This window comes from Pseudomonas brassicacearum, assembly GCF_918698105.1.
GTDB lineage: Bacteria > Pseudomonadota > Gammaproteobacteria > Pseudomonadales > Pseudomonadaceae > Aquipseudomonas > Aquipseudomonas brassicacearum_F.
In genome coordinates, this window is the sequence record NZ_CAKKMI010000016.1 from 26,553 (window position 1) to 48,084 (window position 21,532).

23 protein-coding genes are annotated in these 21,532 nt (G+C 62.9%); 17 read left to right on the top strand and 6 right to left on the bottom strand.

Features of this window, described 5'->3' with window-relative positions:
- Positions 1–127: 127 nt before the first annotated feature.
- The 6 genes from LQ215_RS08710 to LQ215_RS08735 all read left to right on the top strand — a co-directional run bounded on the left by LQ215_RS08710 (position 128) and on the right by LQ215_RS08735 (position 5,839).
- Entirely contained in the window at positions 128–862 is a 735-nt protein-coding gene (locus LQ215_RS08710; protein ID WP_371856181.1) for a CbbQ/NirQ/NorQ/GpvN family protein, read from the top strand.
- Entirely contained in the window at positions 846–1,430 is a 585-nt protein-coding gene (locus LQ215_RS08715; RefSeq protein WP_230148876.1) for a cytochrome c oxidase subunit 3 family protein, read from the top strand. Before LQ215_RS08710 ends, LQ215_RS08715 begins: the two co-directional genes overlap by 17 nt.
- Before the next feature lie 12 nt (positions 1,431–1,442).
- The gene (locus LQ215_RS08720; RefSeq protein WP_230148885.1) at positions 1,443–1,688 is read left to right on the top strand and encodes a cytochrome C oxidase subunit IV family protein; all 246 of its coding nucleotides are present in this window, start codon (positions 1,443–1,445) and stop codon (positions 1,686–1,688) included.
- 279 nt (positions 1,689–1,967) lie between these two features.
- On the top strand, positions 1,968–2,408 hold the full coding sequence (locus tag LQ215_RS08725; protein ID WP_230148887.1) for a c-type cytochrome: 441 nt from the start codon (positions 1,968–1,970) through the stop codon (positions 2,406–2,408).
- Between the two features lie 3 nt (positions 2,409–2,411).
- Positions 2,412–3,839: a cbb3-type cytochrome c oxidase subunit I gene (locus tag LQ215_RS08730; protein WP_230148889.1), complete on the top strand. Its 1,428-nt coding sequence runs from the start codon at positions 2,412–2,414 to the stop codon at positions 3,837–3,839.
- 161 nt (positions 3,840–4,000) lie between these two features.
- Positions 4,001–5,839, top strand: coding sequence for a nitric oxide reductase activation protein NorD (locus LQ215_RS08735; RefSeq protein ID WP_230148891.1), 1,839 nt, complete (start codon positions 4,001–4,003; stop codon positions 5,837–5,839).
- Between the two features lie 4 nt (positions 5,840–5,843).
- On the opposite strand, the gene LQ215_RS08740 is transcribed toward LQ215_RS08735, so the two are convergent.
- Together LQ215_RS08740 and LQ215_RS08745 are read right to left on the bottom strand one after the other, a co-directional pair.
- The gene (locus LQ215_RS08740; RefSeq protein WP_003202489.1) at positions 5,844–6,044 is read right to left on the bottom strand and encodes a hypothetical protein; all 201 of its coding nucleotides are present in this window, start codon (positions 6,042–6,044) and stop codon (positions 5,844–5,846) included.
- Entirely contained in the window at positions 6,041–6,724 is a 684-nt protein-coding gene (locus LQ215_RS08745) for a Crp/Fnr family transcriptional regulator (protein WP_046065833.1), read from the bottom strand. The genes LQ215_RS08740 and LQ215_RS08745 overlap by 4 nt, the downstream gene beginning before the upstream one ends.
- A 576-nt stretch (positions 6,725–7,300) precedes the next feature.
- Here LQ215_RS08745 and LQ215_RS08750 point away from each other — a divergent pair.
- Together LQ215_RS08750 and LQ215_RS08755 are read left to right on the top strand one after the other, a co-directional pair.
- Positions 7,301–8,491: an NnrS family protein gene (locus LQ215_RS08750; protein WP_230148893.1), complete on the top strand. Its 1,191-nt coding sequence runs from the start codon at positions 7,301–7,303 to the stop codon at positions 8,489–8,491.
- Positions 8,492–8,516: 25 nt separating this feature from the next.
- Positions 8,517–8,954, top strand: coding sequence for a hypothetical protein (locus tag LQ215_RS08755; protein WP_230148895.1), 438 nt, complete (start codon positions 8,517–8,519; stop codon positions 8,952–8,954).
- A gap of 179 nt (positions 8,955–9,133) precedes the next feature.
- Here the strand turns inward: LQ215_RS08755 and ytfE are convergent, their stop codons facing one another.
- Entirely contained in the window at positions 9,134–9,808 is a 675-nt protein-coding gene (gene ytfE, locus LQ215_RS08760; protein WP_230148897.1) for an iron-sulfur cluster repair protein YtfE, read from the bottom strand.
- A gap of 159 nt (positions 9,809–9,967) precedes the next feature.
- Here ytfE and norR point away from each other — a divergent pair, with 159 nt between their 5' ends.
- From norR to LQ215_RS08805, 9 genes are all read left to right on the top strand, one after another.
- Positions 9,968–11,500 (top strand): nitric oxide reductase transcriptional regulator NorR, encoded by a 1,533-nt coding sequence (gene norR, locus LQ215_RS08765; protein WP_230148899.1) that lies wholly within the window; start codon positions 9,968–9,970, stop codon positions 11,498–11,500.
- A gap of 206 nt (positions 11,501–11,706) precedes the next feature.
- Positions 11,707–12,354, top strand: a complete 648-nt coding sequence (gene pdxH / locus LQ215_RS08770) for a pyridoxamine 5'-phosphate oxidase (RefSeq protein ID WP_230148901.1) — start codon at positions 11,707–11,709, stop codon at positions 12,352–12,354.
- 88 nt (positions 12,355–12,442) lie between these two features.
- Positions 12,443–12,997: a molybdenum cofactor biosynthesis protein B gene (gene moaB / locus LQ215_RS08775; RefSeq protein WP_230148903.1), complete on the top strand. Its 555-nt coding sequence runs from the start codon at positions 12,443–12,445 to the stop codon at positions 12,995–12,997.
- Positions 12,994–14,241, top strand: a complete 1,248-nt coding sequence (locus LQ215_RS08780) for a molybdopterin molybdotransferase MoeA (protein ID WP_230148905.1) — start codon at positions 12,994–12,996, stop codon at positions 14,239–14,241. The genes moaB and LQ215_RS08780 overlap by 4 nt, the downstream gene beginning before the upstream one ends.
- 81 nt (positions 14,242–14,322) lie before the next feature.
- A complete protein-coding gene (gene ubiU, locus LQ215_RS08785) occupies positions 14,323–15,318 on the top strand; it encodes a ubiquinone anaerobic biosynthesis protein UbiU (protein WP_230148907.1) in 996 nt (331 codons plus the stop codon).
- 11 nt (positions 15,319–15,329) lie between these two features.
- A complete protein-coding gene (locus LQ215_RS08790; protein ID WP_230148909.1) occupies positions 15,330–16,220 on the top strand; it encodes a U32 family peptidase in 891 nt (296 codons plus the stop codon).
- Positions 16,214–16,684 carry a ubiquinone anaerobic biosynthesis accessory factor UbiT gene (gene ubiT / locus LQ215_RS08795; protein WP_230148911.1) on the top strand — a complete coding sequence of 157 codons (471 nt, stop codon included), beginning with the start codon at positions 16,214–16,216 and terminating at the stop codon, positions 16,682–16,684. The genes LQ215_RS08790 and ubiT overlap by 7 nt, the downstream gene beginning before the upstream one ends.
- Positions 16,684–17,049, top strand: coding sequence for a putative zinc-binding protein (locus LQ215_RS08800; protein ID WP_290369100.1), 366 nt, complete (start codon positions 16,684–16,686; stop codon positions 17,047–17,049). The genes ubiT and LQ215_RS08800 overlap by 1 nt, the downstream gene beginning before the upstream one ends.
- Before the next feature lie 146 nt (positions 17,050–17,195).
- A complete protein-coding gene (locus LQ215_RS08805; protein ID WP_230149013.1) occupies positions 17,196–17,366 on the top strand; it encodes a hypothetical protein in 171 nt (56 codons plus the stop codon).
- A 730-nt stretch (positions 17,367–18,096) separates the two neighbouring features.
- On the opposite strand, the gene LQ215_RS08810 is transcribed toward LQ215_RS08805, so the two are convergent.
- The 3 genes from LQ215_RS08810 to LQ215_RS08820 form a co-directional block, all read right to left on the bottom strand.
- Complete coding sequence (locus LQ215_RS08810; protein WP_003202464.1) at positions 18,097–18,774, bottom strand: Crp/Fnr family transcriptional regulator; 678 nt, start codon at positions 18,772–18,774, stop codon at positions 18,097–18,099.
- A 183-nt stretch (positions 18,775–18,957) separates the two neighbouring features.
- Positions 18,958–19,605 carry a two-component system response regulator NarL gene (gene narL / locus LQ215_RS08815; protein ID WP_003202460.1) on the bottom strand — a complete coding sequence of 216 codons (648 nt, stop codon included), beginning with the start codon at positions 19,603–19,605 and terminating at the stop codon, positions 18,958–18,960.
- The gene (locus tag LQ215_RS08820) at positions 19,602–21,401 is read right to left on the bottom strand and encodes a HAMP domain-containing protein (protein ID WP_230148912.1); all 1,800 of its coding nucleotides are present in this window, start codon (positions 21,399–21,401) and stop codon (positions 19,602–19,604) included. Before LQ215_RS08820 ends, narL begins: the two co-directional genes overlap by 4 nt.
- Positions 21,402–21,532: the final 131 nt, after the last annotated feature.

Here is a 21,532-nt window from a genome sequence, read left to right on the forward strand (position 1 = left end):
AGTTGTCGCAGGGCGCCGTAGCGTGGCCTGCAATCGTGTTGTCTGATCAGGCCTTGCCATGAACGCTATCCACACTTTGCAGCACCCCGACGAACCCTTCTATCAACCCCAGGACAACGAGCAGGCGATGTTCGAACAGGCCTGGCATCACGGCATGCCAGTCCTGATCAAAGGCCCTACCGGTTGCGGCAAGACCCGCTTCGTCCAGCACATGGCCCACCGCCTGAAACTGCCGCTGTACACCGTGGCCTGCCACGATGACTTGAGCGCGGCCGACCTGGTGGGGCGTCACCTGATTGGCGCCCAGGGCACCTGGTGGCAGGACGGACCCTTGACCCGGGCGGTGCGCGAGGGCGGCATCTGTTATCTGGATGAGGTGGTCGAAGCGCGCCAGGACACGGCCGTGGTGTTGCACCCGCTGGCCGATGATCGCAGGCAGTTGTACCTGGAACGCACCGGCGAAGTGCTGCAGGCGCCGCCGTCCTTCATGCTGGTGGTGTCGTACAACCCCGGTTACCAGAACCTGCTCAAGGGCATGAAGCCCAGCACTCGCCAGCGTTTCGTGGCGATGCGCTTTGGTTATCCGGCGGTGGCTGATGAAGAGCGCATCGTCGCCCGTGAGGCGGGGGTCGATCTGGCCCTGGCGGCCCAGGTGGTGCGATTGGGGCAGGCGCTGCGCCGGCTCGATCAGCATGACCTGGAGGAAGTCGCCTCGACACGCCTGCTGATTTTTGCCGCGCGCATGATCGGCTCCGGCATGGACCCGCGCCAAGCCTGCCTGGCGTGCCTGGCCGAGCCATTGAGTGACGATCCGCAGACTGTCGCCGCGCTGATGGATGTGGTCGATGTCCACTTTGGCTGAAACCGTTGCCGTGCCCCGACGTTTGCCCGGGGACCTGGCGATGTGGTTTTTCATCCTCGCCGAGCTGTCGGTGTTCGCGTTATTGATCCTGACGTTCACCGTCGCCCAGGCGTTGCACCCGCAGACTTTCAGCGAAGGCCGGCAATTGCTGGACCGCTCCACGGGCCTGGCGATGACCCTCAGCCTGCTGACCGCCGGCCTGTTCGCGGCCCTGGCCCAAGAGCAAGTCAGGCAGGACCGGCCGCGTCGAGCCGCACTGTTGTTATGTGTGGCGTTGTTGCTTGCCTGCGGCTACGTGGGGATCAAGCTCACGGAGTACGCTCATCTGTTGGCGAGCGGCCTTGGCATGGAGCACAACACGTTCTTCACCTTGTACTGGATCCTCACCGCGTTCCACTTCCTCCATGTGCTGCTGGGCATGGTGATCCTCGCCTGGCTGGCCGAGGGCTGTCGCCGACGTCGCTATGGGTCGCAGCGCAACAGTGGGCTGGAATCCGGCGTGCTGTATTGGCACATGGTCGATCTGGTTTGGGTGGTGTTGTTTCCGGTGGTCTACATCCTTGATTGAGCGGAGGTGCTCATGTCGGTTTCCCGAGTCTTGATCGCCTGCTGGATGACGCTGGCCGTGCTGAGCACCGGCACCGTTGCCCTGGGCCAGATCGCGGCTAGCGGGCTGGTGTCCGTCGCTATCCTGGCGGTCGCGGTGGCCAAGGCCTGGCTGATCGCCGACGGCTTCATGGAACTGCGCCACGCGCCGCGATTGTGGCGGCGGTTGGTGTTGAGTTGGGCGGCGTTGCTGGCGATTGCAATCTCGTTCGCGCTCTGATCCCCGACACAACCCCCTGTGGCGAGGGAGCTTGCTCCCGCTGGGCTGCGCAGCAGCCCCAATAGCAACAGCTCAATCCGTCTGATACACCGCGTCAGCGGGTTTTAGGGCCGCTTCGCGCCCCAGCGGGAGCAAGCTCCCTCGCCACAAAGGCTGCTCTCCATCATTGCGTGTCCTTGGAACAACCCACCAAAACCATCGGAGATTCTTGATCGCCATCAAGCGGTTTCCGACCCCTCGCTTCCTAGAATGGTCACGCCAAGCAATGAGGAAGTGACCATGTCAGATACCTTCACCAAAGGCATGGCCAGGAATATTTATTTCGGGGGAAGCATCTTCTTTTTCCTGATATTCCTGGCCCTGACCTACCACACGGAACAGACCTTTCCAGAACGCAGCAACCAGGCGCAATTGACGGAATCGGTGATACGCGGCAAGGGCGTCTGGGAGCGCAACAACTGCATCGGCTGCCATACCCTGCTGGGCGAGGGCGCGTACTTTGCGCCGGAGCTGGGCAATGTGGTCAACCGGCGCGGTGGCGACGAGGCCTTCAAGCCTTTTCTCCATGCCTGGATGAAAATGCAGCCCTTGAACGTTCCGGGTCGTCGGGCCATGCCGCAGTTCAACCTGAGCGAGCAGGAAGTCGACGACATCGCCGAGTTCCTCAAATGGAGCTCGAAAATCAATACCAATGGCTGGCCGCCAAACAAGGAGGGCTGAGAGATGAGCATGGCTAATCCGCATCTGAAATTCGCCTCGCAGGCCGTCGCCAAACCCTACTTCGTGTTTGCCTTGATGCTGTTCCTGGGGCAGGTGTTGTTCGGTTTGATCATGGGCCTGCAATACGTGGTCGGCGACTTCCTGTTCCCGCTGATCCCTTTCAACGTGGCCCGTATGGTCCACACCAACCTGCTGATCGTCTGGCTGCTGTTCGGCTTCATGGGCGCGGCGTATTACCTGATACCGGAGGAGGCCGACCGCGAACTGCACAGCCCGAAACTGGCGATCGTGCTGTTCTGGGTGTTCGCCGCCGCGGGTGTGGCGACGATCCTGGGCTACCTTTCGGTGCCTTATGCGACGCTGGCGAAATTCACCGGCAACGACTTGCTGCCGACCATGGGCCGGGAGTTCCTGGAGCAGCCGACCATCACCAAGATGGGCATCGTGGTGGTGTGCCTGGGGTTCCTCTACAACATCGGCATGACCCTGCTCAAAGGTCGCAAGACCACGGTCAGCATGGTGATGATGACCGGGCTGATCGGCCTGGCGGTGTTCTTCCTGTTCTCCTTCTACAACCCGGAAAACCTCGCCCGCGACAAGTTCTACTGGTGGTGGGTGGTGCATCTTTGGGTGGAAGGCGTCTGGGAACTGATCATGGGTTCGATGCTTGCCTTCGTCCTGATCAAGATCACTGGCGTGGACCGCGAAGTGGTCGAGAAGTGGCTCTACGTGATCATCGCCATGGCATTGATCACCGGGATCATCGGCACCGGCCACCACTTCTTCTGGATCGGCGCGCCTGAGGTCTGGCTGTGGGTCGGCTCGATCTTCTCGGCGATGGAACCGCTACCGTTCCTGGCCATGGTGGTCTTCGCCTTCAGCATGGTGAAAAACCGTCGGCGGCAACACCCGAACCGCGCCGCCACGTTGTGGGCAAAGGGCACCACGGTCACTGCGTTCTTCGGCGCGGGTGTCTGGGGGTTCCTGCACACCCTGGCGCCGGTCAACTACTACACCCACGGTTCGCAACTGACCGCGGCCCACGGTCACCTGGCTTTCTACGGTGCCTACGCAATGATCGTGATGACGCTGATCAGCTACGCCATGCCACGCTTGCGGGGCTTGGGTGAAGCGGCGGACGAGCGTTCGCAGCGCCTGGAGATCTGGGGCTTCTGGTTGATGACTTTGTCGATGGTGATGATCACCTTGTTCCTCACCGCAGCCGGTGTCGTCCAGGTCTGGTTGCAGCGCTGGATGACGGATGGCAGTGCCTTGCCGTTCATGGCGACGATGGATCACTTGAAGCCGCTGTTCTGGGCACGATTGGTCAGTGGCGTTGGGTTCCTGGCCGGGTTGCTCTGCTACCTGTTCAGCTTCCGTCAACGTGGCCGTGCGGCCCTGCGCGCACCGGCGGCGGTGGTGCCTTCGTAAGGTATCACCACTGAGATTGTGGCGAGGGAGCTTGCTCCCGCTGGGCTGCGCAGCAGACCCTTTTTGATGGGCGCTTCGCACCCAAGCGGGAGCAAGCTCCCTCGCCACAAAAGCAGTGCGAGCCAGTCCCTTCACTGCAATGGGTTGATAGGAGAATAACCATGGCATTCACCCTCGAGCTGGAAGAATGGGTCGGCAGTGTCTGGCACCGTTTCATCACCCGTCGGGCCAGTGTCGATTTTCCTGAGGCCCGGGTCGAGCTGGTCCCCCGGCAACGCGCGTTGCAGGTGCTGTTTCGCGCCACCGGCGGTGCGCCTCACCTGGGGGTGGAAGCGGTCAGTGATCGCGACCTGCTGCTGCGGCGCAACCTGTTGCAGCAGATCGCCGGCACCTGCAAGCAAGTGCCCCTGGCCTGTTGCGATGGCGATAACCTGCGGCTGCCGGCGAGCCTGGCGGCGTTCCCCGATGTCGGGCTTAACGAAGAGCTGTATCGCTGGCTTGCCTTGCTGGCCGCGCAGTCGGGGCCGATGAAGCATTGGGGGCGGGACAATCAGTGCTGGACCTTGGCGGTGTTGAAGCGCTACCCGGCGTTGCGCCCTCGTTACCGGCGACTGGTGGATGCGCACCTGTCCCTGCGCCCCGATCCGGCCACGCTCAACCCGGCCGAAGCCGCCCTGGAACGGGCGTTGTGCCAAGCCTTGCGCGAACCGGGCAGTGTCGAGCGTTTTCCACGCAGCGAGCGGGCGGCCTGGCCGTTGCCGCTGTGGCTATACCCACCCCAACATTTGGCCAATCCCCAGACCGCCGATCTTGAGGAGTCCGAGCAATACCTGGCGACGCCGCCCGGTGAACAGCAGGGCGGGCGCAAGCGCGCCGAGCGAATCGACGACACCACCCGTGACGGTGGGCTGCTGATCGTGCGCCTGGAAAACCTGTTCAGCTGGACCGAGCACGTGGACCTGGATCGCTGGGCGGATGACAGCGAAGACCCGGACGCCGCTCGCGTCGCCGAGGACCTGGATCAGTTGACGCTTTCTCGCACCCGCTTGCGCAAGGGCGGTGGTTTGAAACTGCACCTGGACTTGCCGCCGGCCGATGTGGATGACATCCCGTTGGGCGCAGGCATCCTGTTGCCGGAATGGGATTACCGCAAACAACGCCTGCAGGACGACTTCGTCAGCCTGCAAACCTTCACCCCTCGCGATTGCCAGCCCCAGCCATTGCCCGCACGCCTGCGAAGCTCGGCCCAGCGTTTGCGTCGCCAGTTCGAACACTTGCGCAACGATCGTCAATGGTTGCGCCAACAAACCCAAGGCTCGGAACTGGACCTGCAAGCCTGGCTGGACTTCCATGTCGAGCGCCAGCACGGGCAGTGCAGCGAACGCGGACTGTTCATGGACCAGCGCCAGACCCGCCGCGACCTGGCCTGCCTGCTGCTGGCGGACCTGTCGATGTCCACCGATGCGCACCTCAACGACGAGCACCGGGTGATCGATGTGATTCGCGACAGCCTGTTGCTGTTCGGCGAAACCCTGTCGGTGCTGGGGGACGATTTCGCCTTGTACGGGTTCTCTTCCCTGCGCCGCCAGCAGGTGCGCATGCATGAACTCAAGGCCTTCAACCAGCGTTACGACGACCACACCCGCGGACGCATCCAGGGGCTCAAACCCGGTTACTACACGCGCATGGGCGCGGCGATCCGCCAGGCCACGCAACGGTTGGCGGCCTGCAAGCGGCGGCGCAAATTGTTGTTGCTGCTCAGTGATGGCAAGCCCAATGACCTGGACCTCTACGAAGGGCGCTACGGTGTGGAAGACACCCGCCAGGCAGTGCTGGAGGCCCGGCGCCAAGGGCTGACGCCGTTCTGCATTACCATCGATCGCGAAGCGGGGGATTACCTGCCGTACATGTTCGGGGCCAACGGCTACACCTTGATTCGCCAGCCCGAGCAACTGCCGCTGCGTCTACCGCAGTTGTACCGGCAATTGACTCAGGATTAAGGGTTCAGACGATGTCGCGGGGCAGCCAGAAGAACATGACGATGCAGAAGATCGTCAAGCCGACACAGAACCAGGTGAAGCGCCGCAACCGGCGCTCGCTGGCCTTTGCGGCCTCGACTGGCAGGGGCATGCCGCACTGGCGACATTCGGTTTCGTGTATCGGGTTGGCTTGCTGGCAATACAGGCAGGTGGGCTGTGTAGTCATTCGAACTGTTCCAGGCGCAGGCGATCGAGAATGGCGATCTGGCGACCGTCCTGGGTGATGATTTTTTCATCGATCAGGCGCCGGATGATCCGCGAGAAGGTTTCCGGCTGGATCGACAAGTGCCCGGCGATCAACTGCTTGGCCATCGGCAATTCGAACTGGCTGTCCACGGTTTGCAGGCGCACCAGTTGCGTCAGCAGGTAGCGCACCACGCGGTGGGTAGCGTTTTTGAGCGACAGGGTTTCAATCTCGTTGACCCGTTGATGCAGGCGCACGCAGAGCTTGCCGAGCAGGGCGAAGGTCAGCCGGCTGTTGCTTTGCAGCAAACGCATGTAGGTGGCGTTGGACAGCCGGTACACCTGGGTCGGGCCGACGGCTTCGGCGGATGCGACGTAGTTGGGCGTGTCCATTAGCATCATGGCTTCGGCGAAGGTCTGGCGCTCGCCGATCACTTCGAAGACCTTTTCCTGGCCATCCGGAGTCAACCGGTAGATTTTCACCGCCCCGGAAATCACGAAGTAAAACGCCTGCGCCGGTTCTCCCTGGCGGAACAGCGGATCGCCCTTGTCGATGTTCAGCAGCTGGCTGTTGCTCATCAGTTCGTTGAGCTCTTCTTCGTTCAAGGGCTCGAACAGGTGATGGCTGCGCAGAATCTGGTGATGGACGCGGTGGAGCACCATGGCATGGAATCCTTGTAATGGCGAAAAAGGTGATCGGGGTCAGACCAGGCTCAGGGACAGGCCGCTGGCCAGCGCCACGACGCAGGAGAGCAAGACGAACCAGGTAAGCGGCAGAACGACAGATTTCATGGATGACCCCGACAGGAAAGGTAATGCCGTGGCTGAGCAAGAGCCGGGCCATGCCTGCGGGCGTTGATTCGTGGGGCGTTGGGGATGAGATGGGTAAAAATGACCCTGGGCTGACAGGGTTAAAACAACCATGAAAGGGTATTAAATACCCTGTGAGCTATAGTCCCTGTGGAAGCGAACTTGCTCGCGATGACGGTAGCACACCTGACATTAATGCCTGCTGACCCAGCGCTATCGCGAGCAAGCTCGCTCCCACAGGGGGCAGAGGTGTTTTGTTGGGAGGCTTGACCCGGTCCGGCAAGCCCCTTGCAAGTACCTGTTCGAGACGGGCGGTTGCCGATGAACTGGCTTGATCTGAGACAAGGCCGGCCGGCGTCGATAGCCGATCATTCGAACCCTGGTTTGTTGTACCTCGCTGGCGGTTCAGCGAGGCAAAAGGAGTGATGTATGCAAGTGCTTGACCGTCGCAAGGCCATGGCCATTTTGCCGTTGTGGCGCCTGGCGTTCCGGCCGTTCTTTTTGGCCGGGTGTGTACTGGCGTTGTTGGCCGTTCCCCTTTGGCTCGCGGCGTTCACCGGACGGTTGTCGGCCTGGCAGCCGGCCGGCGGCTGGTTGGCCTGGCACCGGCATGAACTGTTGTTCGGCTTCGGCCTGGCGATCATCGCCGGGTTCCTGCTGACGGCGGTGCAGACCTGGACGGGCACGCCGGGCATCAGCGGCAAGCGCTTGGCGGCGCTGGCGTCGTTGTGGCTCGGGGCACGGCTGGCCTGGCTGGTGGATGCGCCCTGGCCGTTGCTGACGCTGCTGGAGCTGGGTTTTGCCTTGGCGGTCGCGGCGTTGATGGGTGTGACGTTGTGGCGTGTGCGGCAGAAGCGCAATTACCCGATTGTCCTGGTATTGCTGCTGCTGGCCGCCGCCGATGGGTTATCCGTATATGGCCTGGTGCAGCACAACGAGGGCTTGCAGCGCCAGAGCGTGCTCACCGGTCTGTGGCTGGTGGCGGCGATGATGGGGTTGATCGGCGGTCGCGTGATTCCATTCTTTACCCAGCGCGGCCTCGGTCGGGTCGAGGGCGTTGCCCCTTGGCCGTGGCTTGATCGCCTGTTGCTGGCAGGGTCGGCGCTGGTGGCGTTGCTGTATGCCTTCGGTCCGGCGCTGGCGGCCAGCGTCTGGGTCGGCCTGTTGTTCGCCGCGTTGGCGGTGGGCCACGGGATTCGACTGGTGCGTTGGCATGATCGGGATTTGTGGCGGGTGCCGCTGCTGTGGTCGTTGCACCTGGCCTACGCCTGGCTGGCGGTGGCCTGCCTGGGCATGGCGCTGTGGCACTTCGGCGTGCCGGTGAACCCGAGCCTGGCGGTGCACGGCCTGACCATCGGCGCCATGGCCGGGTTGATCCTGGCGATGATCGCCCGTGTCAGCCTGGGCCATACCGGACGCGCCCTGGAGCCGCCGGCGGGCATGACCCTGGCGTTCATCCTGTTGAACCTGGCGTGCCTGAGCCGCGTGCTGTTGGTGCTGCTGTTGCCGTTGGCCGGGCTGTGGCTGGCGGCGCTGTGCTGGACGTTGGCGTTCGGTCTATACGCCTGGCGCTATGGGCCGATGCTGCTCAAGGCCCGGGTGGATGGGCATCCGGGATGAGTCGGCTGGGCGGAGGCAATCGATAATGTACGGGGTCTTGCTGGTTACGCACCTGTTGGCGGCGATCGCCTTCATTGGCACGTTGTTTTTCGAGGTCTTTATCTGGCATAGCGCGCGCCGGCCCTTGGCCCAAGGGGTCAAGGACGCTGCCGACCCGGCCATCGCCCAGCGCTCGCGGCATGTGCTCCATGGCGTCGTGCTGGTGCTGTACGGCGCCGGCATGGCCCTGGCCTGGCAGCATCGCGGCGCATTGAGCCAGCCGTTGAGCAACAGCTTCGGCCTGCTGCTGAGCCTGAAGATCCTGCTGGCGCTGAGCATCATCGGTCACTATTTGTGGTTGGCGTACTGGCTCAAGCGCGGTCGCCTGACGCCCGGCCGTGCCTGCTGGTTGCGCCGCAGTATCCTGGGGCACATGGTGTTGATCGTGGTGTTGGCCAAGGCGATGTTCTATTGGCAGTTTTGAGCAGGACGGTGAAAGCCAGCGCTTGATTCAAGGGGGTTGCCAAATAGGCTGAACACCACCAATCCCCTGTGGGAGCGAGCTTGCTCGCGATGGCGTCGGATCAGTCAGTATTGAGTTGTCTGATCCACCGCTATCGCGAGCAAGCTCGCTCCCACAGGGGGGAATGCAGTGCTTGATGGTCAGCGGACGGGTTTTATCGCATTGACGAACAACACATTGTTTTCCAGGTGGATGTGCTGCATCAGGTCGTCTCGAAACTCCATCAGCCCGCGATACAGGGCGCGCCAGGTGTTGCAGGCGTCGGCGGGCGGGGTGATCTGGTCGGTCAGGGTAAGCATGGTTTCCAGGGCTTCACCGTGCTGGTCGTGTTCGTAGCGCAGCACCTGGATCGGCGCCGAGGCCCGTTCGCCCAGGCCCTGTTGCAGCATCGGGAACAGCACCTGTTCTTCCTTGAGCATGTGGCCTTCGAGTTCCTGGTACATGTCCTGCAGGTGATCGGCCAGGCCGTTCGGGCAACTGGGTCGCGCACCGTGGACCTGCTCGACGCGCCGGGCCAGGCGGATCAGTTCCGGCAGCTGTTCGCGATGGCGCGCGTGGTAGCGCTCCAGGATGTGGGCAATCAAGGTCGCCTGGGGCTCGTCGCGCCAGTCATGGCCCAACTCCCCGGCGGCTTGCAGGGTGCGCAGGGCATCGGCGATCAGCAGCGGGTTCAGGCCTTTGCCCAGGGCCGCGTCACGCAAGGACTTTTGCCCACCGCAGCAGAAGTCGAGGTTGTAATGATGGAAGGTGCGCGTGGCACCGGGAATATCGCAGGCCAGTTGGCCAAGGCTTTGTTCCAGCAGATCGAGGCTCATCATGTTTCCTTGGGTTGAATCCCGGGGAGGGACAGATAAGCGAAGTTGCAGCTCGCATGCCAGATGTAACTGACTGAAAATGAAGTATTAAATTTTTGCCAGGGTGATTGTTACCCTGGCTGTGAAGGGTCAAACGAACCCTGGAGGGTCATCACTACCATGCTGCGTGAAAGCCTGGCCGCCGACCTGATCGTCGAGCTGCCCAATGCGGTGCGATTGCAACGCCTGGTGCAGACCCTGCGCGAATACTTCAACAGTGGCGCCGTGGGGCTGCTGCGCCTGGACGATGACAGTCTCAGGCCCGTGGCCACCGTGGGCCTGGTCCACGAGGCACTGGGACGGCGCTTCGTGATTGCCCAGCACCCGCGCCTGGCGGCGATCATGGCGTCGCGCGAACCCACCTGGTTCGAGCCGGACAGCCGTCTGCCGGACCCTTATGACGGCTTGCTCGACAACCATGTCGGTGAACCGCTGCCGGTGCATGACTGCATGGGCGTGAGCCTGTACGTGGAAGGCCGGCTCTGGGGCGCGATCACCCTGGATGCGTTGCATGCCGGCACCTTCGACAGCCGTGCCCGCGAGGAGCTCAAACGCTGTACGTTGCAGATCGAGGCGGCGGTGCGGGTCACCCGGCTCGAGCAGGAAAACCGCAGCTTGCGGGCGTCGCGCAGTGACCAGACGGACTTGCGTCTGCCAGCCGAGGAAGGCGAGATCCTCGGGCGCAGCGAGGGGTTGCAGCAATTGCTCAACGAGCTGGATGTATTGGCCGATTCCGAACTGCCGGTGCTGTTGCTCGGCGAAACCGGTGTCGGCAAGGAGTTGTTCGCCCGGCGCTTGCATCGCCTGTCCCGACGTGGCCATAAGCCGTTGGTGCAGGTCAATTGCGCGGCGCTGCCCGAGTCCCTGGCCGAAAGCGAGTTGTTCGGCCACGTCAAAGGCGCGTTCTCCGGGGCGACCACCGATCGCGCCGGGCGCTTCGATGCGGCCAATGGCGGCACGCTGTTTCTCGATGAGGTTGGCGAGTTACCGTTGAGCGTGCAGGCCAAGTTGCTGCGCACCTTGCAGAACGGCGAGATCCAGCGCCTGGGGGCGGACAAGCCGCTGCACGTCGATGTGCGGATCATCGCAGCCACCAACCGGCATCTGCCCGACAGCATTCGCGACGGGCTGTTTCGCGCCGACCTGTATCACCGGCTCTCGGTCTACCCGGTGCCGATCCCGCCGCTGCGCGAGCGCGGCCACGATGTGTTGATGCTGGCCGGGCATTTTCTCGAACTGAATCGCACACGCCTGGGCTTGCGTGGGTTGCGCTTGTCACCGGCGGCCGAACAGGCGCTGCTGGCGTACAGCTGGCCCGGCAATGTGCGGGAGCTGGAACACGTGATCAGTCGTGCGGCGCTCAAGCAACTGAGCCGCGGCGCCAATCGCAGCCTGATCATGACCCTGGAACCGCAGGTGCTGGACCTGGACGTCAACGCCAGCGCAGCGTCGGCGCAGGCGCTGCCGGAACAGGCCCTGCAAGCGTTGGATGCGCCCGTGCAACCCTTGAGCGAGGCTGTCGACGGTTGCCAGCGACAGGCGATCCTCCAGGCCCTGGAACGCTGCGGGCAGAACTGGGCGGGGGCGGCGCGGCTGTTGGAGGTTGACCCGAGCAATCTGCATAAACTGGCGCGGCGGTTGGGGCTTAAGTAGCCGTTGATCTGTTGGACCGAGTTGCCCTCATCGCGAGCAAGCTCGCTCCCACAGGGATCTTGTGGGCACGGCATATCACCTGTGGGAGCGAGCTTGCTCGCGATAGCACCCTTCAACTCACCACAAGAACCGGCATTGACAACGATCAAGGCCCGCCACCGCTGCAGAACCCACACTGGCGCAAATCCATCGTGGAGATCACCGTCATGCCCCTTTCCCTGGCAAAAATGCGCCGTCAGTACACCCTCGATGGCCTGGCTGAAGTCCAGGCACCCGACGACCCCATGGCTTTGTTCAAGCTCTGGATGCAACAGGCCCGCGACACCGAAAGCCCGCCCGTGGAAGCCAACAGCATGGCCCTGGCGACGGTGGACGAGCAGGGCCGGCCGCATTGCCGGATCTTGTTACTCAAGGGGTTCAGCGATGAAGGCTTCTCGTTTTTCGGCAATTATCAGAGTGGCAAGGGCCAGGATCTGGCGGTCAACTCCTGGGCGGCCATGACGTTTTTCTGGCCAGGGCTGGAGCGGCAAGTGCGGATTGAGGGGCCGGTCGACAAACTCGATCCGGCATTGTCGGATGCCTATTTTGAATCCCGCTCTGTCGCCAGTCGCCTGGGCGCCTGGGCCTCGCCGCAAAGCCGACCACTGGAGGACAGGGCTGCGCTCGAGTCCTTGCTGGTGCAAACCGAAAAACGCTTTGCCGATCAACCCGTGCGGCGCCCCGACCATTGGGGAGGCTATTGCCTGCGCCCCGAACGGATTGAGTTCTGGCAGGGCCGCGCCGACCGTTTGCACGATCGCCTCGACTACCGCCTGCAAGACGGCGCCTGGCAACGTAGCCGCCTGGCGCCTTGAGCACCGAGGGAGGTACCTCCAAGGAGGAATAGGCCCGGCAACGATTGCGGTTCAGGCTGGGCCATCTTTTCTGACAGGACGGCTGATCATGGCCCATCTGACGCAACGCTTCTTTCAACCGCTGAACATCGCGGTCCTCACCATCAGTGATACCCGAACCTTCGAAACCGACACCTCGGGCCAGGCCCTGGCGGACCTGCTGCAAACCGCCGGGCATGTGCTCATCGACCGTGGCCTGGTGAAGGACGATATCTACCAGATCCGTGCCCAGGTCTCGCAGTGGATCGCCGACCCGAAAGTGCAAGTGGTGTTGATGACCGGCGGTACTGGGTTCACCCCGCGCGACAACACCCCCCAAGCGGTGGCGCCGTTGCTGGACAAACAGGTGGACGGTTTCGGCGAGCTGTTCCGTCAGGTCTCGCTGGCGGAGATCGGCATGTCCACCCTGCAATCGCGCGCCTTGGCGGGCATGAGCAACGGCGTGCTGGTGTGCTGCTTGCCGGGTTCGCCGGGGGCTTGCCGGACCGGTTGGGAGCAGATCCTGGCCGGGCAATTGGACAGCCGTACCGGCCCGTGCAATTTCACACCCCACCTCAAGCCGCAACCCGGTATTGCCCTGGAACCTTGTGAGGCGCGTTCATGAGCAGCGGCGCGTGTGGCAGCGCCTGTGACAGCGGCGCGCTGATGCCGGTGGATGAAGCCATCCGCTACCTGCTGGATCAGGCACCACTGCCGCCTCCGGTGCAGCGGGTGGCGCTGGACCAGGCCTTGGGCCGAGTGCTGGCGGCAGACATTCGCTGCCCCATGAACCTGCCGCCATGGGACAACAGCGCCATGGACGGTTATGCCTTGCGGGCCGCCGACCTGCCGGCCGTCGGGGGGCATCTGACCTTGGCCGGACGCATCGCCGCCGGCGCGGCACCGGGCCAACCGTTGCGGACCGGACAGGTGGTGCGGATTTTTACCGGTGCGCCGTTGCCGCCGGGGGCTGACACCGTGGTGCCTCAGGAAAGCTGCCGGGTGGAAGGTGAGCGGGTCTGGTTGCCAGCGGTCAATGGTGGAGAGCATGTACGCAAGGAAGGCGAGGAAATGCAGTGCGGGGACCGTTTGCTTGCGGCCGGAAAACGCTTGCGGGCCCAGGAACTGGGGTTGCTGGCCGGGGCCGGGATTGCTCGGGTGGAGGTCTATCGACCTTTGCAGGTGGGCCTGCTCAGCAGCGGCGATGAACTGCGTGAACCAGGCGAAACGCTGGCACCGGGACAAATCTACAACAGCAATCGCCACAGCCTTGCGGCACTGCTGCGCGGCTGGGGCCTGGAGGTACATGACTACGGCGTCATGCCCGACAAACTGCTCGCCAGTCGCCAAGCCTTGAGCCTGGCGGCGGCCGAATGCGACTTGCTGCTGACCTCCGGCGGTGTGTCGGTGGGCGAGGAAGATCACCTCAAGCAAGCCATCGAAGCACTGGGTAGCGTTGACCTGTGGCGCTTGGCGATTCAGCCGGGCAAACCGCTGGCCTTTGGCGAGGTGGCCGGCAAACCCTGGATCGGGCTGCCGGGCAACCCGTCGGCGGCGCTGATTACCACGCTGATTATCGTGCGCCCGTTCCTGTTCCGGGCCCAAGGCATGGATGACGTGTTGCCCGTAGCGTTGCAGTTGCCAGCCGGGTTCGACTGGCCTAAGCCCAATCGGCGACGGCAGTACCTGCGGGCGAAATTGTCTCCGGCCGCCGATGGCTCGCTGTGTGTCGAGCTGCATCCCCAGCAGAGTTCGGCCATGTTGGCGGCCGCGTGCTGGGCCGATGGCTTGGCCGTGGTGGAGTGCCAGGCGCAAGTGCACAAGCACGACAAGGTGATGTATCTGCCGTTCGCGAGCTTGATGCATTGACGGCAATTGATTGCCGTCAAGGTGGTCGGCCGAGGGCTGGCTAGACTGGCGGCGCCCTTAGTTTTCTCACGAGGATGCCCCATGCAACTGGTTTGCCCGGCAGGGAATCTGCCTGCCCTCAAAGCGGCGGTGCGCCAAGGCGCCGATGCCGTCTATGTCGGCTTTCGCGATGACACCAATGCCCGGCATTTCGCCGGGCTGAACATGGACGACAAACAGTTCGATGCGGCTGTTGCACACATCCGTCAGCACCAACGCAAGCTGTACGTGGCGGTCAATACTTACCCGCAGCCCAAGGGGTGGGAGCGCTGGCAACGGGCAGTGGACCGTGCCGCCGATTACGGCGTGGATGCCTTGATCGCCGCCGACCCCGGCGTGCTCAGCTACGCCCGCCAGCGCCATCCACAATTGGCGCTGCACCTGTCGGTACAAGGCTCGGCCACCCACGCGGCGGCCTTGGCTTTTTACGCCGAGCGCTATGACATCCGCCGCGCGGTGCTGCCGCGGGTGCTGTCCCTGGCCCAGGTGCGCCAAGTGGCCGCGGGCAGCCCGGTGCCGATCGAAGTCTTTGGTTTCGGCAGCCTGTGCATCATGGCCGAGGGCCGTTGTCACTTGTCCTCCTACATCACTGGCGAATCGCCGAACCTGTGCGGCGTCTGCTCGCCCGCCAAGGCGGTGCGCTGGAGCGAGGATGCCCAAGGCCTCAGCGCACGCCTGAGCGAGGTGCTGATCGACCGCTACACCCCCGAAGAACCGGCCGGTTATCCGACCCTGTGCAAAGGCCGCTTCCTGGTGGGCGGCAAGCGCTTCCATGCGCTGGAAGAACCCACCAGCCTCGACACCCTTGACCTGCTGCCGGAGTTGGCAGCCATCGGCGTCGAAGCGGTGAAGATCGAAGGTCGCCAACGCAGCCCGGCCTACGTTGAACAAGTGACCCGGGTCTGGCGCGCCGCACTGGATGCCCACCAGGTCGCGCCGCAACGGTTCCGGGTGCAGGAAGAATGGCGCCAGGTGCTGGCTGGCTTGTCCGAAGGCAGCCAGACCACCTTGGGTGCCTACCATCGATCATGGCAATGAGGGGAGGCCAGATGAAACTCAGCCTGGGACCGGTCCTGTTTTATTGGGACAAAGCGCAACTGGGGAATTTCTATGCCGAGATGTCGGCATTGCCGTTGGACGTGATTTACCTGGGGGAAACCGTGTGTTCCAAACGCCGGGCGTTCTCCTTGGATCAATGGCTGGGCTTGGCGCGCGAGCTGCAAGCCTGCAGCCAGGCGCAGATCGTGTTGTCGAGCCTGACGCTGATCGAAGCAGCCTCGGAGCTGTCCTCGCTGCGACGCCTGTGTGACAACGGTGAGTTGTTGGTGGAAGCCAATGACATGGGCGCGGTGCAGTTCATGGCTGAACGCAAACTGCCCTTTGTGGGAGGCCCGGCGTTGAACCTGTACAACGGCCACGCCCTGGGGCAATTGCTCGACAGCGGCATGATCCGTTGGGTGCCGCCGGTGGAGTGCTCGGCGGCGCTGATCGGCGATGTGCTGGAGCAGGTGCGGGAGATGGACCGCGAGGTGCCCGAGGTGGAGATCTTCGCCTACGGTCATCTGCCCTTGGCGTACTCGGCGCGCTGCTTTACCGCCCGAGCCGAAAACCGCCCCAAGGACGACTGTCAGTTCTGCTGCATCAACTACCCCGATGGCCTGGCGTTGAGCAGTCAGGAAGGCCAACAGCTGTTCACCCTCAACGGCATCCAGACGATGTCCGGCGAGGTGACGAACCTGCTGGCCGATTACAACGCACTCGCGGCCAGTGGCGCCGACCTGCTGCGCCTGAGCCCGCGTGCCCAGGGCATGGCCGACGTGGTCACGGCCTTCGACAAAGTTCGCCAAGGCGAGGCGCCACCGCTGTTCGTGGACGGTTGCAACGGTTACTGGCACGGCCATGCCGGCATGTTGAAGGTAGAGGAGGCGGGCCTGTGTTGAGTCCGAAGAAGTGGGTGCTCAAAGGCGCCGACCACTTGCTGCCGCTGGTGGGCAAGGTGCCGTTTGTGGTGCAAAGACTGGCGTTGCAGCAGGCGCTCAATCGCTGCCTGGCCGAGCCGCTGCGCGATGGCGGGTTCGAAGTGCTGCGTGGGCGCTGGCTGTGCCTGCGCGTGCCCGACCTGAAGTTGTGCTGGTACCTGACCTTAGCGCGAGAGGGATTACGCATCGCCGAACGGGCCGAGGCCCAGGTCACCATCAGCGGCAACTGGCGTGAATTCCTGTTGCTGGCCAGTCGTCAGGAAGACCCGGATACGTTGTTTTTTCGTCGTCGGTTGGTGATCGAGGGGGATACGGAGTTGGGGTTGGCGTTGAAAAATTTGATCGACAGTCTTGATCCGGACGTCCTGCCGCCGTGGCTCTGGCGCAACCTGGAGCGGGCGGGCAAGGGGTTGGCGACGGTCTGATGAAAGCCCCGACTTCAGTGCCTCTGGTGTATTCGTGTTCCGGTTGTTCCAACGTGGCGCAACTGGCTAACACCGTCGCCCTGCGGTTGGACCGTGCGGGTTTGGCGGAGATGTCCTGCATCGTCGGTGTGGGCGGGCATGTGGCGCCGCTGGTTGACAAGGCACGGTCGGGGCGGCGGATTATTGCGTTGGATGGTTGTCCGTTGCAGTGCGTTCAGGCGTGTTTGCAGCAGCATGATTTGGTGGCGGATGTGCATGTGATTCTGAACCAGCTGGGGTTGCGCAAGCGGTTTGGGGTTGATTGCGGTGAGCCTGAGATGGAGTTGGTGTTTTCGCGGGTGGTTGCGTTGATTGATGTGGGTTAGGGGGGTGAATATCCATTTCTTCGGTAATGGCGGCTTATGGTTCCGCCCTTACGGCGGCTCACTTTTGAGAAGCCCGGAAGCCGGCCCAGTCAAAAGTAAGCAAAACGCTTTATGCCCCACCACTTGGTGCCTCGCTTAGGCTCGGCATGCCCTCACTCCGGCATTGCTCCGTGGGCCGCCGCGAAGGGCCATCCATGGCCCAGCGCGGCTACCTCGGCATCCATGCCGAGGTGCCCACTGCGCAATGCCTGCGTTCGGCCAGCGTGGTTAACGGGGCGTCCCAGATCAAGATCAATATCAAAAGCGAGGCGGCCTGACAGCCGACCTGGTTCTTGGTTGGACCGCGTTTCTCCTGTGGGAGCGAGCTTGCTCGCGAAAGCGGTGGTTCAGTTTGCAGTGATGTTGGCTGTGCCGACGCCTTCGCGAGCAAGCTCGCTCCCACAGGTTTTTGTGTCGTATGCAGATGCTTTGAACGCCCATAAACCCACGTGGGAGCGAGCTTGCTCGCGAAAGCGGTGGTTCAGTTTGCGGTGATGTTGGATGTTCCGACGCCTTCGCGAGCAAGCTCGCTCTCACAGGTTTTTTGTGTCGTGTGCAGAGGCTTTGAACGCCGGCAAACCCATGTGGGAGCGAGCTTGCTCGCGAAAGCGGAGTATCAGTTTGTGGTGAGGTTGGCTGTGCCAACGTCATCGCGAGCAAGCCCGCTCCCACAGGAGAAACGCGGTCCCATCAAGAGTCAGGTCGGCTATCAGGCCGCCTCGCGGTGGACGTTGATCTTGGGCGCCCCGTTAACCACGCTGGCTGAACGCAGGCATTGCGCAGTGGGGCATCCCGGCATGGATGCCGGGATAGCCGCGCTGGGCCATGGATGGCCCTTCGCGGCGGGCCCACGGAGCAATGCCGGAGTGAGGGCATGCCGAGCCTAGGCGAGGCACCAAGTGGTGGGGCAGAAGCGCTTTGGTTACTTTCGCGCTTTTCGAAAGTGACTCGCCGTAAGGGCGAAACCATAAGTCGCCGTTACCAAAAAAACGGATATACACACCAAGCTTACTGCTGATAGCCCTCAAGCCCATCCTCAGACAAGATCCGAATCTGCCGCCGCTCCATGGCAATCAACCCCCCATCCACCAACCGATGAAGAATCCGCGAAAACGTCTCCGGCTGGATCCCCAACTTGGAAGCCACCAGTCGCTTGGACACCTGCAACACCAACTGACCATCTCGCGGATCGCGTTCCTGCAGCAGGAAATTGATTACCCGCCGGCTGGCGCTGGCTAAGGTCAGGTTGTCGATGTCCTTGAGGCGCTGATGCAGATGAATGCTCATGCTCGCCAGGATTGCCAGGCAGACCTTGGGCTGGTCCTCCAGGGCCTTGCGGTAATGGGTGCCCTCGATACTCACCAGCACGCTGTCCTTGATCGCCGACGCACTGACCGGGTAGCAACGCGCCTCGCTGAACAACAGGGCCTCGGCGAAGGTCTGTCCGGGCTGGATGATCTCCACCAGGTTCTCCTGGCCCTCACCGGTCACCCGGAACAGCTTGATCTGGCCACTGACCAACAAGAAAAATCGCTTGGCCGGATCGCCCTGGTGCATGAGCGTGCTGTTGCATTCCAGGCGTTTGAGGACAGCCAGGCTGCAGACATCCTCAAAGACCCGCTCCGGCAGTTGGCTGAACAGGTGATGACGACGCAACAGTAAAACGATGGAAGGGTGGGTCAGCATGGCGTACCTCCGCGTGCCGTCATGGTAGAGCCCAGGGCGTCATCGGCCTATGCCTCGGCTGGCCTACCTCGGAAGAGGGATGCGAGGCGGTCAATCCAGTTTTCCACTGCTGGCGCAAATCCCGTGGCGAGGGAGCAAGCTCCCTCGCCACAGGTTGTGTACTGATTCATGGATTCCACTGGGCTAACCGGCCCCGCGCAAATGCTCCATCGCCCACACCGCGGCTTCGACCCGTGAGCGCAAGCCGAGCTTGTGCAGCAGGTTCTTCACATGCACCTTGACCGTGCCTTCGGTGATGCCCAGCTTGTGCCCGATAACTTTGTTGCTGTAGCCGCCGGCGATGGTCTTGAGAACCTGGCGTTCGCGCTCGGTCAGTTCCACATCGGCCTGGCGCGGTGGCGAGCGCAGCGCCTGGGCCATGACTCGGGTCAGGCCGGGGCTGATCACCAGGGCGCCGTTGAGGGCATCGCGGATGTACTGGATCAGCAGCTCCGGCTCCATGTCCTTGAGCAGGTAACCGTTGGCGTCCAGGCGCAAGGCATCGCGGATGTCGTCCTCGGCATCGGACACGGTGAACAGCAGCACCTTGCCGGTGTAGTGCATGGCGCGCAGCCGGCGCAGGGTCTCGATGCCGTTCATCTGCGGCATGTTGTTGTCCAGCAGCACCAGGTCGGGCTTGAGCGGTTCGATCAGGGTCAGGGCTTCTTCGCCGTGGCTGGCCTCGCCAACGATCTGCAAATCGTCTTCGAGTTCAAGCATCTGGCGGATCCCGCGACGCATCATCGGATGATCGTCGACCAGTAGCAGGGTGTGGCGCAGGGGGGCGTTCATGTTGCGAGGCCTTCGGTGTGTTGGCCCAGGAATTCCGGTTGGAAATGCACCTGGATGCGGGTGCCCTGGGGTGTTCGGGAGAGAATCTGCAATTGGCCGCGCAGGCTGCGGGCTCGTTCGTTCATGATGTTCAGGCCATGGTGTTCGCGCTGGTCCACCTCGCCGCTGAAGCCCCGGCCATCGTCTTCGATCGACAGCCGCACGGTCTCGCCTTCCTGGCGCAGTTCGAGCCAGGCGTTCTCGGCATGGGCATGACGCAGGCAGTTGGACAGCGCCTCGCGGGTGATCTGCAGGATGTGGATCTGCTCGCTGGCCGACAGCTCGAAGGCCAGGGTGTCGACGAACAGATGCACTTTGAAGTCCCCTCGGTTGGAGAACTCTTCGGCGGTGTCCTTGAGCTCTTCGACCAGGCCATCGTCGTGGATCTGTAGGCGGAAGGTGGTGAGCAGCTCACGCAGTTGACGATAAGCGTTGTTGAGCCCTTCACGCAGCTCGCCGGTGACGGTCTCCAGGGTCTGCACCGGTTCGCCCCGACGCATCAGGGTCTGCATGCGGCTGACTTGCAGCTTCATGTACGACAAGGCCTGGGCCAGGGAGTCGTGAAGCTCGCGGGCAATGATCGTGCGTTCATCGAGCAGCAGCAGGCGATGGTCCTGTTCGCGCTGGCGCTTGAGGGACAGCGACGTGCCGATCAGGTTGGCCAGGGCCTGGATCAATGCGGTTTCCCAGGGCTGCGCGGCGTGACCGTCGACAAAATGGGCCTTGAGCTCACCCAGTTCGTTGCCCTGGTTGCTGATGCTGAAGGCCTGCGGGCGTGCCGCGTTGTGTTTATGGCAACTGGCGCAATCGCTGCTGGCGCAGACCTGGCGGCTGTCGGCGCCATGCAACGCCAGCAAGTGCCTGGCCGGTGCCTGCAACTGGCCTTGCAGGCACAGCGTCAGGCGCAGGCCCGGCAGGCGTTGCTGGAAGCGCCGGATCAATTCATCCAGCCCTTCGGCATTGGCCTGCCGCGTGGCCAGGCTGCGACTGCTCTGGTACAGCAGCTCCAGGGCGGCGTTGGCCTGTTGCAGGTTCAGGGTCTTTTGCCGGACCTGGTTTTCCAAGGTGCGGTGCGATTGCTCGATGGTCTCGGCCATGGTGTTGAAACTGGTCGCCAACTGGCCCAGTTCATCTTCGGACTGGTGATTGACCCGCACCTGGAACTCGCCACGGCGAAAGCGTTGGGTGGCGTCCACCAACTCTTGCAAGGGCGTGACCACGCCGTACTGCAATTCATACAGGCCGATCAGCAGGATGATCATGGTGCTGAACAGCGCCGCGCCCTGGATTACCTGCTGCCAGCCTTGCTTGTGCTCGCTCTGGCGTTGCAGCAGGGTGACGAACTGGTCCAGCTGATCGACGAAGGTGTTGGCGCTGGCCTGGAAAAAAGCCGAGTCGCCACGCTCGATGGCCGGGCGCAAAGTCTGGTTCCAGCGTTGCACAAGGTCGCGATAGCTCTTGTGCAGGGAGGTTTCCGGCCCATCTTCCAGCACGGCGCGCAGGGCAGGGCTGTCGAGGCGTTGTTGCAGGCTGGTGATGATCGCCGGGATGTCGTCGTTGGCCCCCGCCGCCAGTTTCCAGCTCAGGTGGTAGGTCTCCATGCGCACGGAGCCAGCGGTATTGATGGCGGCAGCGTCGCCCTGGCTGAACCAGGCGATCAAGCCGGCACTCAAGGAACTGGCCAGGGCCAGGATGGCGATCAGGATCACCGCCAGCCCTGCGCGAGCGGGCAGGGAACTGCGCAGCCAACGCATCATCGACGCGGACCTGCGGGGTAAAACGGTGAAGCGAGCATAGGTGGCGCCCTGGACCTGGGGGTGTAGCAGCCAATCCTGGGCGCACTACCTCTAAAGAGTTGTCGGCCGCTCCATTTCCATAAAAGCTTCGG

Bases quoted from the DNA above. Each gene is read 5' to 3' on its own strand.
- LQ215_RS08710 (WP_371856181.1), top strand. From the start codon at position 128: ATGTTCGAACAGGCCTGGCATCACGGCATGCCAGTCCTGATCAAAGGC.
- LQ215_RS08715 (WP_230148876.1), top strand. From the start codon at position 846: ATGTCCACTTTGGCTGAAACCGTTGCCGTGCCCCGACGTTTGCCCGGG.
- LQ215_RS08720 (WP_230148885.1), top strand. From the start codon at position 1,443: ATGTCGGTTTCCCGAGTCTTGATCGCCTGCTGGATGACGCTGGCCGTG.
- LQ215_RS08725 (WP_230148887.1), top strand. From the start codon at position 1,968: ATGTCAGATACCTTCACCAAAGGCATGGCCAGGAATATTTATTTCGGG.
- LQ215_RS08730 (WP_230148889.1), top strand. From the start codon at position 2,412: ATGAGCATGGCTAATCCGCATCTGAAATTCGCCTCGCAGGCCGTCGCC.
- LQ215_RS08735 (WP_230148891.1), top strand. From the start codon at position 4,001: ATGGCATTCACCCTCGAGCTGGAAGAATGGGTCGGCAGTGTCTGGCAC.
- LQ215_RS08740 (WP_003202489.1), bottom strand. From the start codon at position 6,044: ATGACTACACAGCCCACCTGCCTGTATTGCCAGCAAGCCAACCCGATA.
- LQ215_RS08745 (WP_046065833.1), bottom strand. From the start codon at position 6,724: ATGGTGCTCCACCGCGTCCATCACCAGATTCTGCGCAGCCATCACCTG.
- LQ215_RS08750 (WP_230148893.1), top strand. From the start codon at position 7,301: ATGCAAGTGCTTGACCGTCGCAAGGCCATGGCCATTTTGCCGTTGTGG.
- LQ215_RS08755 (WP_230148895.1), top strand. From the start codon at position 8,517: ATGTACGGGGTCTTGCTGGTTACGCACCTGTTGGCGGCGATCGCCTTC.
- ytfE (WP_230148897.1), bottom strand. From the start codon at position 9,808: ATGAGCCTCGATCTGCTGGAACAAAGCCTTGGCCAACTGGCCTGCGAT.
- norR (WP_230148899.1), top strand. From the start codon at position 9,968: ATGCTGCGTGAAAGCCTGGCCGCCGACCTGATCGTCGAGCTGCCCAAT.
- pdxH (WP_230148901.1), top strand. From the start codon at position 11,707: ATGCCCCTTTCCCTGGCAAAAATGCGCCGTCAGTACACCCTCGATGGC.
- moaB (WP_230148903.1), top strand. From the start codon at position 12,443: ATGGCCCATCTGACGCAACGCTTCTTTCAACCGCTGAACATCGCGGTC.
- LQ215_RS08780 (WP_230148905.1), top strand. From the start codon at position 12,994: ATGAGCAGCGGCGCGTGTGGCAGCGCCTGTGACAGCGGCGCGCTGATG.
- ubiU (WP_230148907.1), top strand. From the start codon at position 14,323: ATGCAACTGGTTTGCCCGGCAGGGAATCTGCCTGCCCTCAAAGCGGCG.
- LQ215_RS08790 (WP_230148909.1), top strand. From the start codon at position 15,330: ATGAAACTCAGCCTGGGACCGGTCCTGTTTTATTGGGACAAAGCGCAA.
- LQ215_RS08800 (WP_290369100.1), top strand. From the start codon at position 16,684: ATGAAAGCCCCGACTTCAGTGCCTCTGGTGTATTCGTGTTCCGGTTGT.
- LQ215_RS08805 (WP_230149013.1), top strand. From the start codon at position 17,196: ATGCCCTCACTCCGGCATTGCTCCGTGGGCCGCCGCGAAGGGCCATCC.
- LQ215_RS08810 (WP_003202464.1), bottom strand. From the start codon at position 18,774: ATGCTGACCCACCCTTCCATCGTTTTACTGTTGCGTCGTCATCACCTG.
- narL (WP_003202460.1), bottom strand. From the start codon at position 19,605: ATGAACGCCCCCCTGCGCCACACCCTGCTACTGGTCGACGATCATCCG.
- LQ215_RS08820 (WP_230148912.1), bottom strand. From the start codon at position 21,401: ATGATGCGTTGGCTGCGCAGTTCCCTGCCCGCTCGCGCAGGGCTGGCG.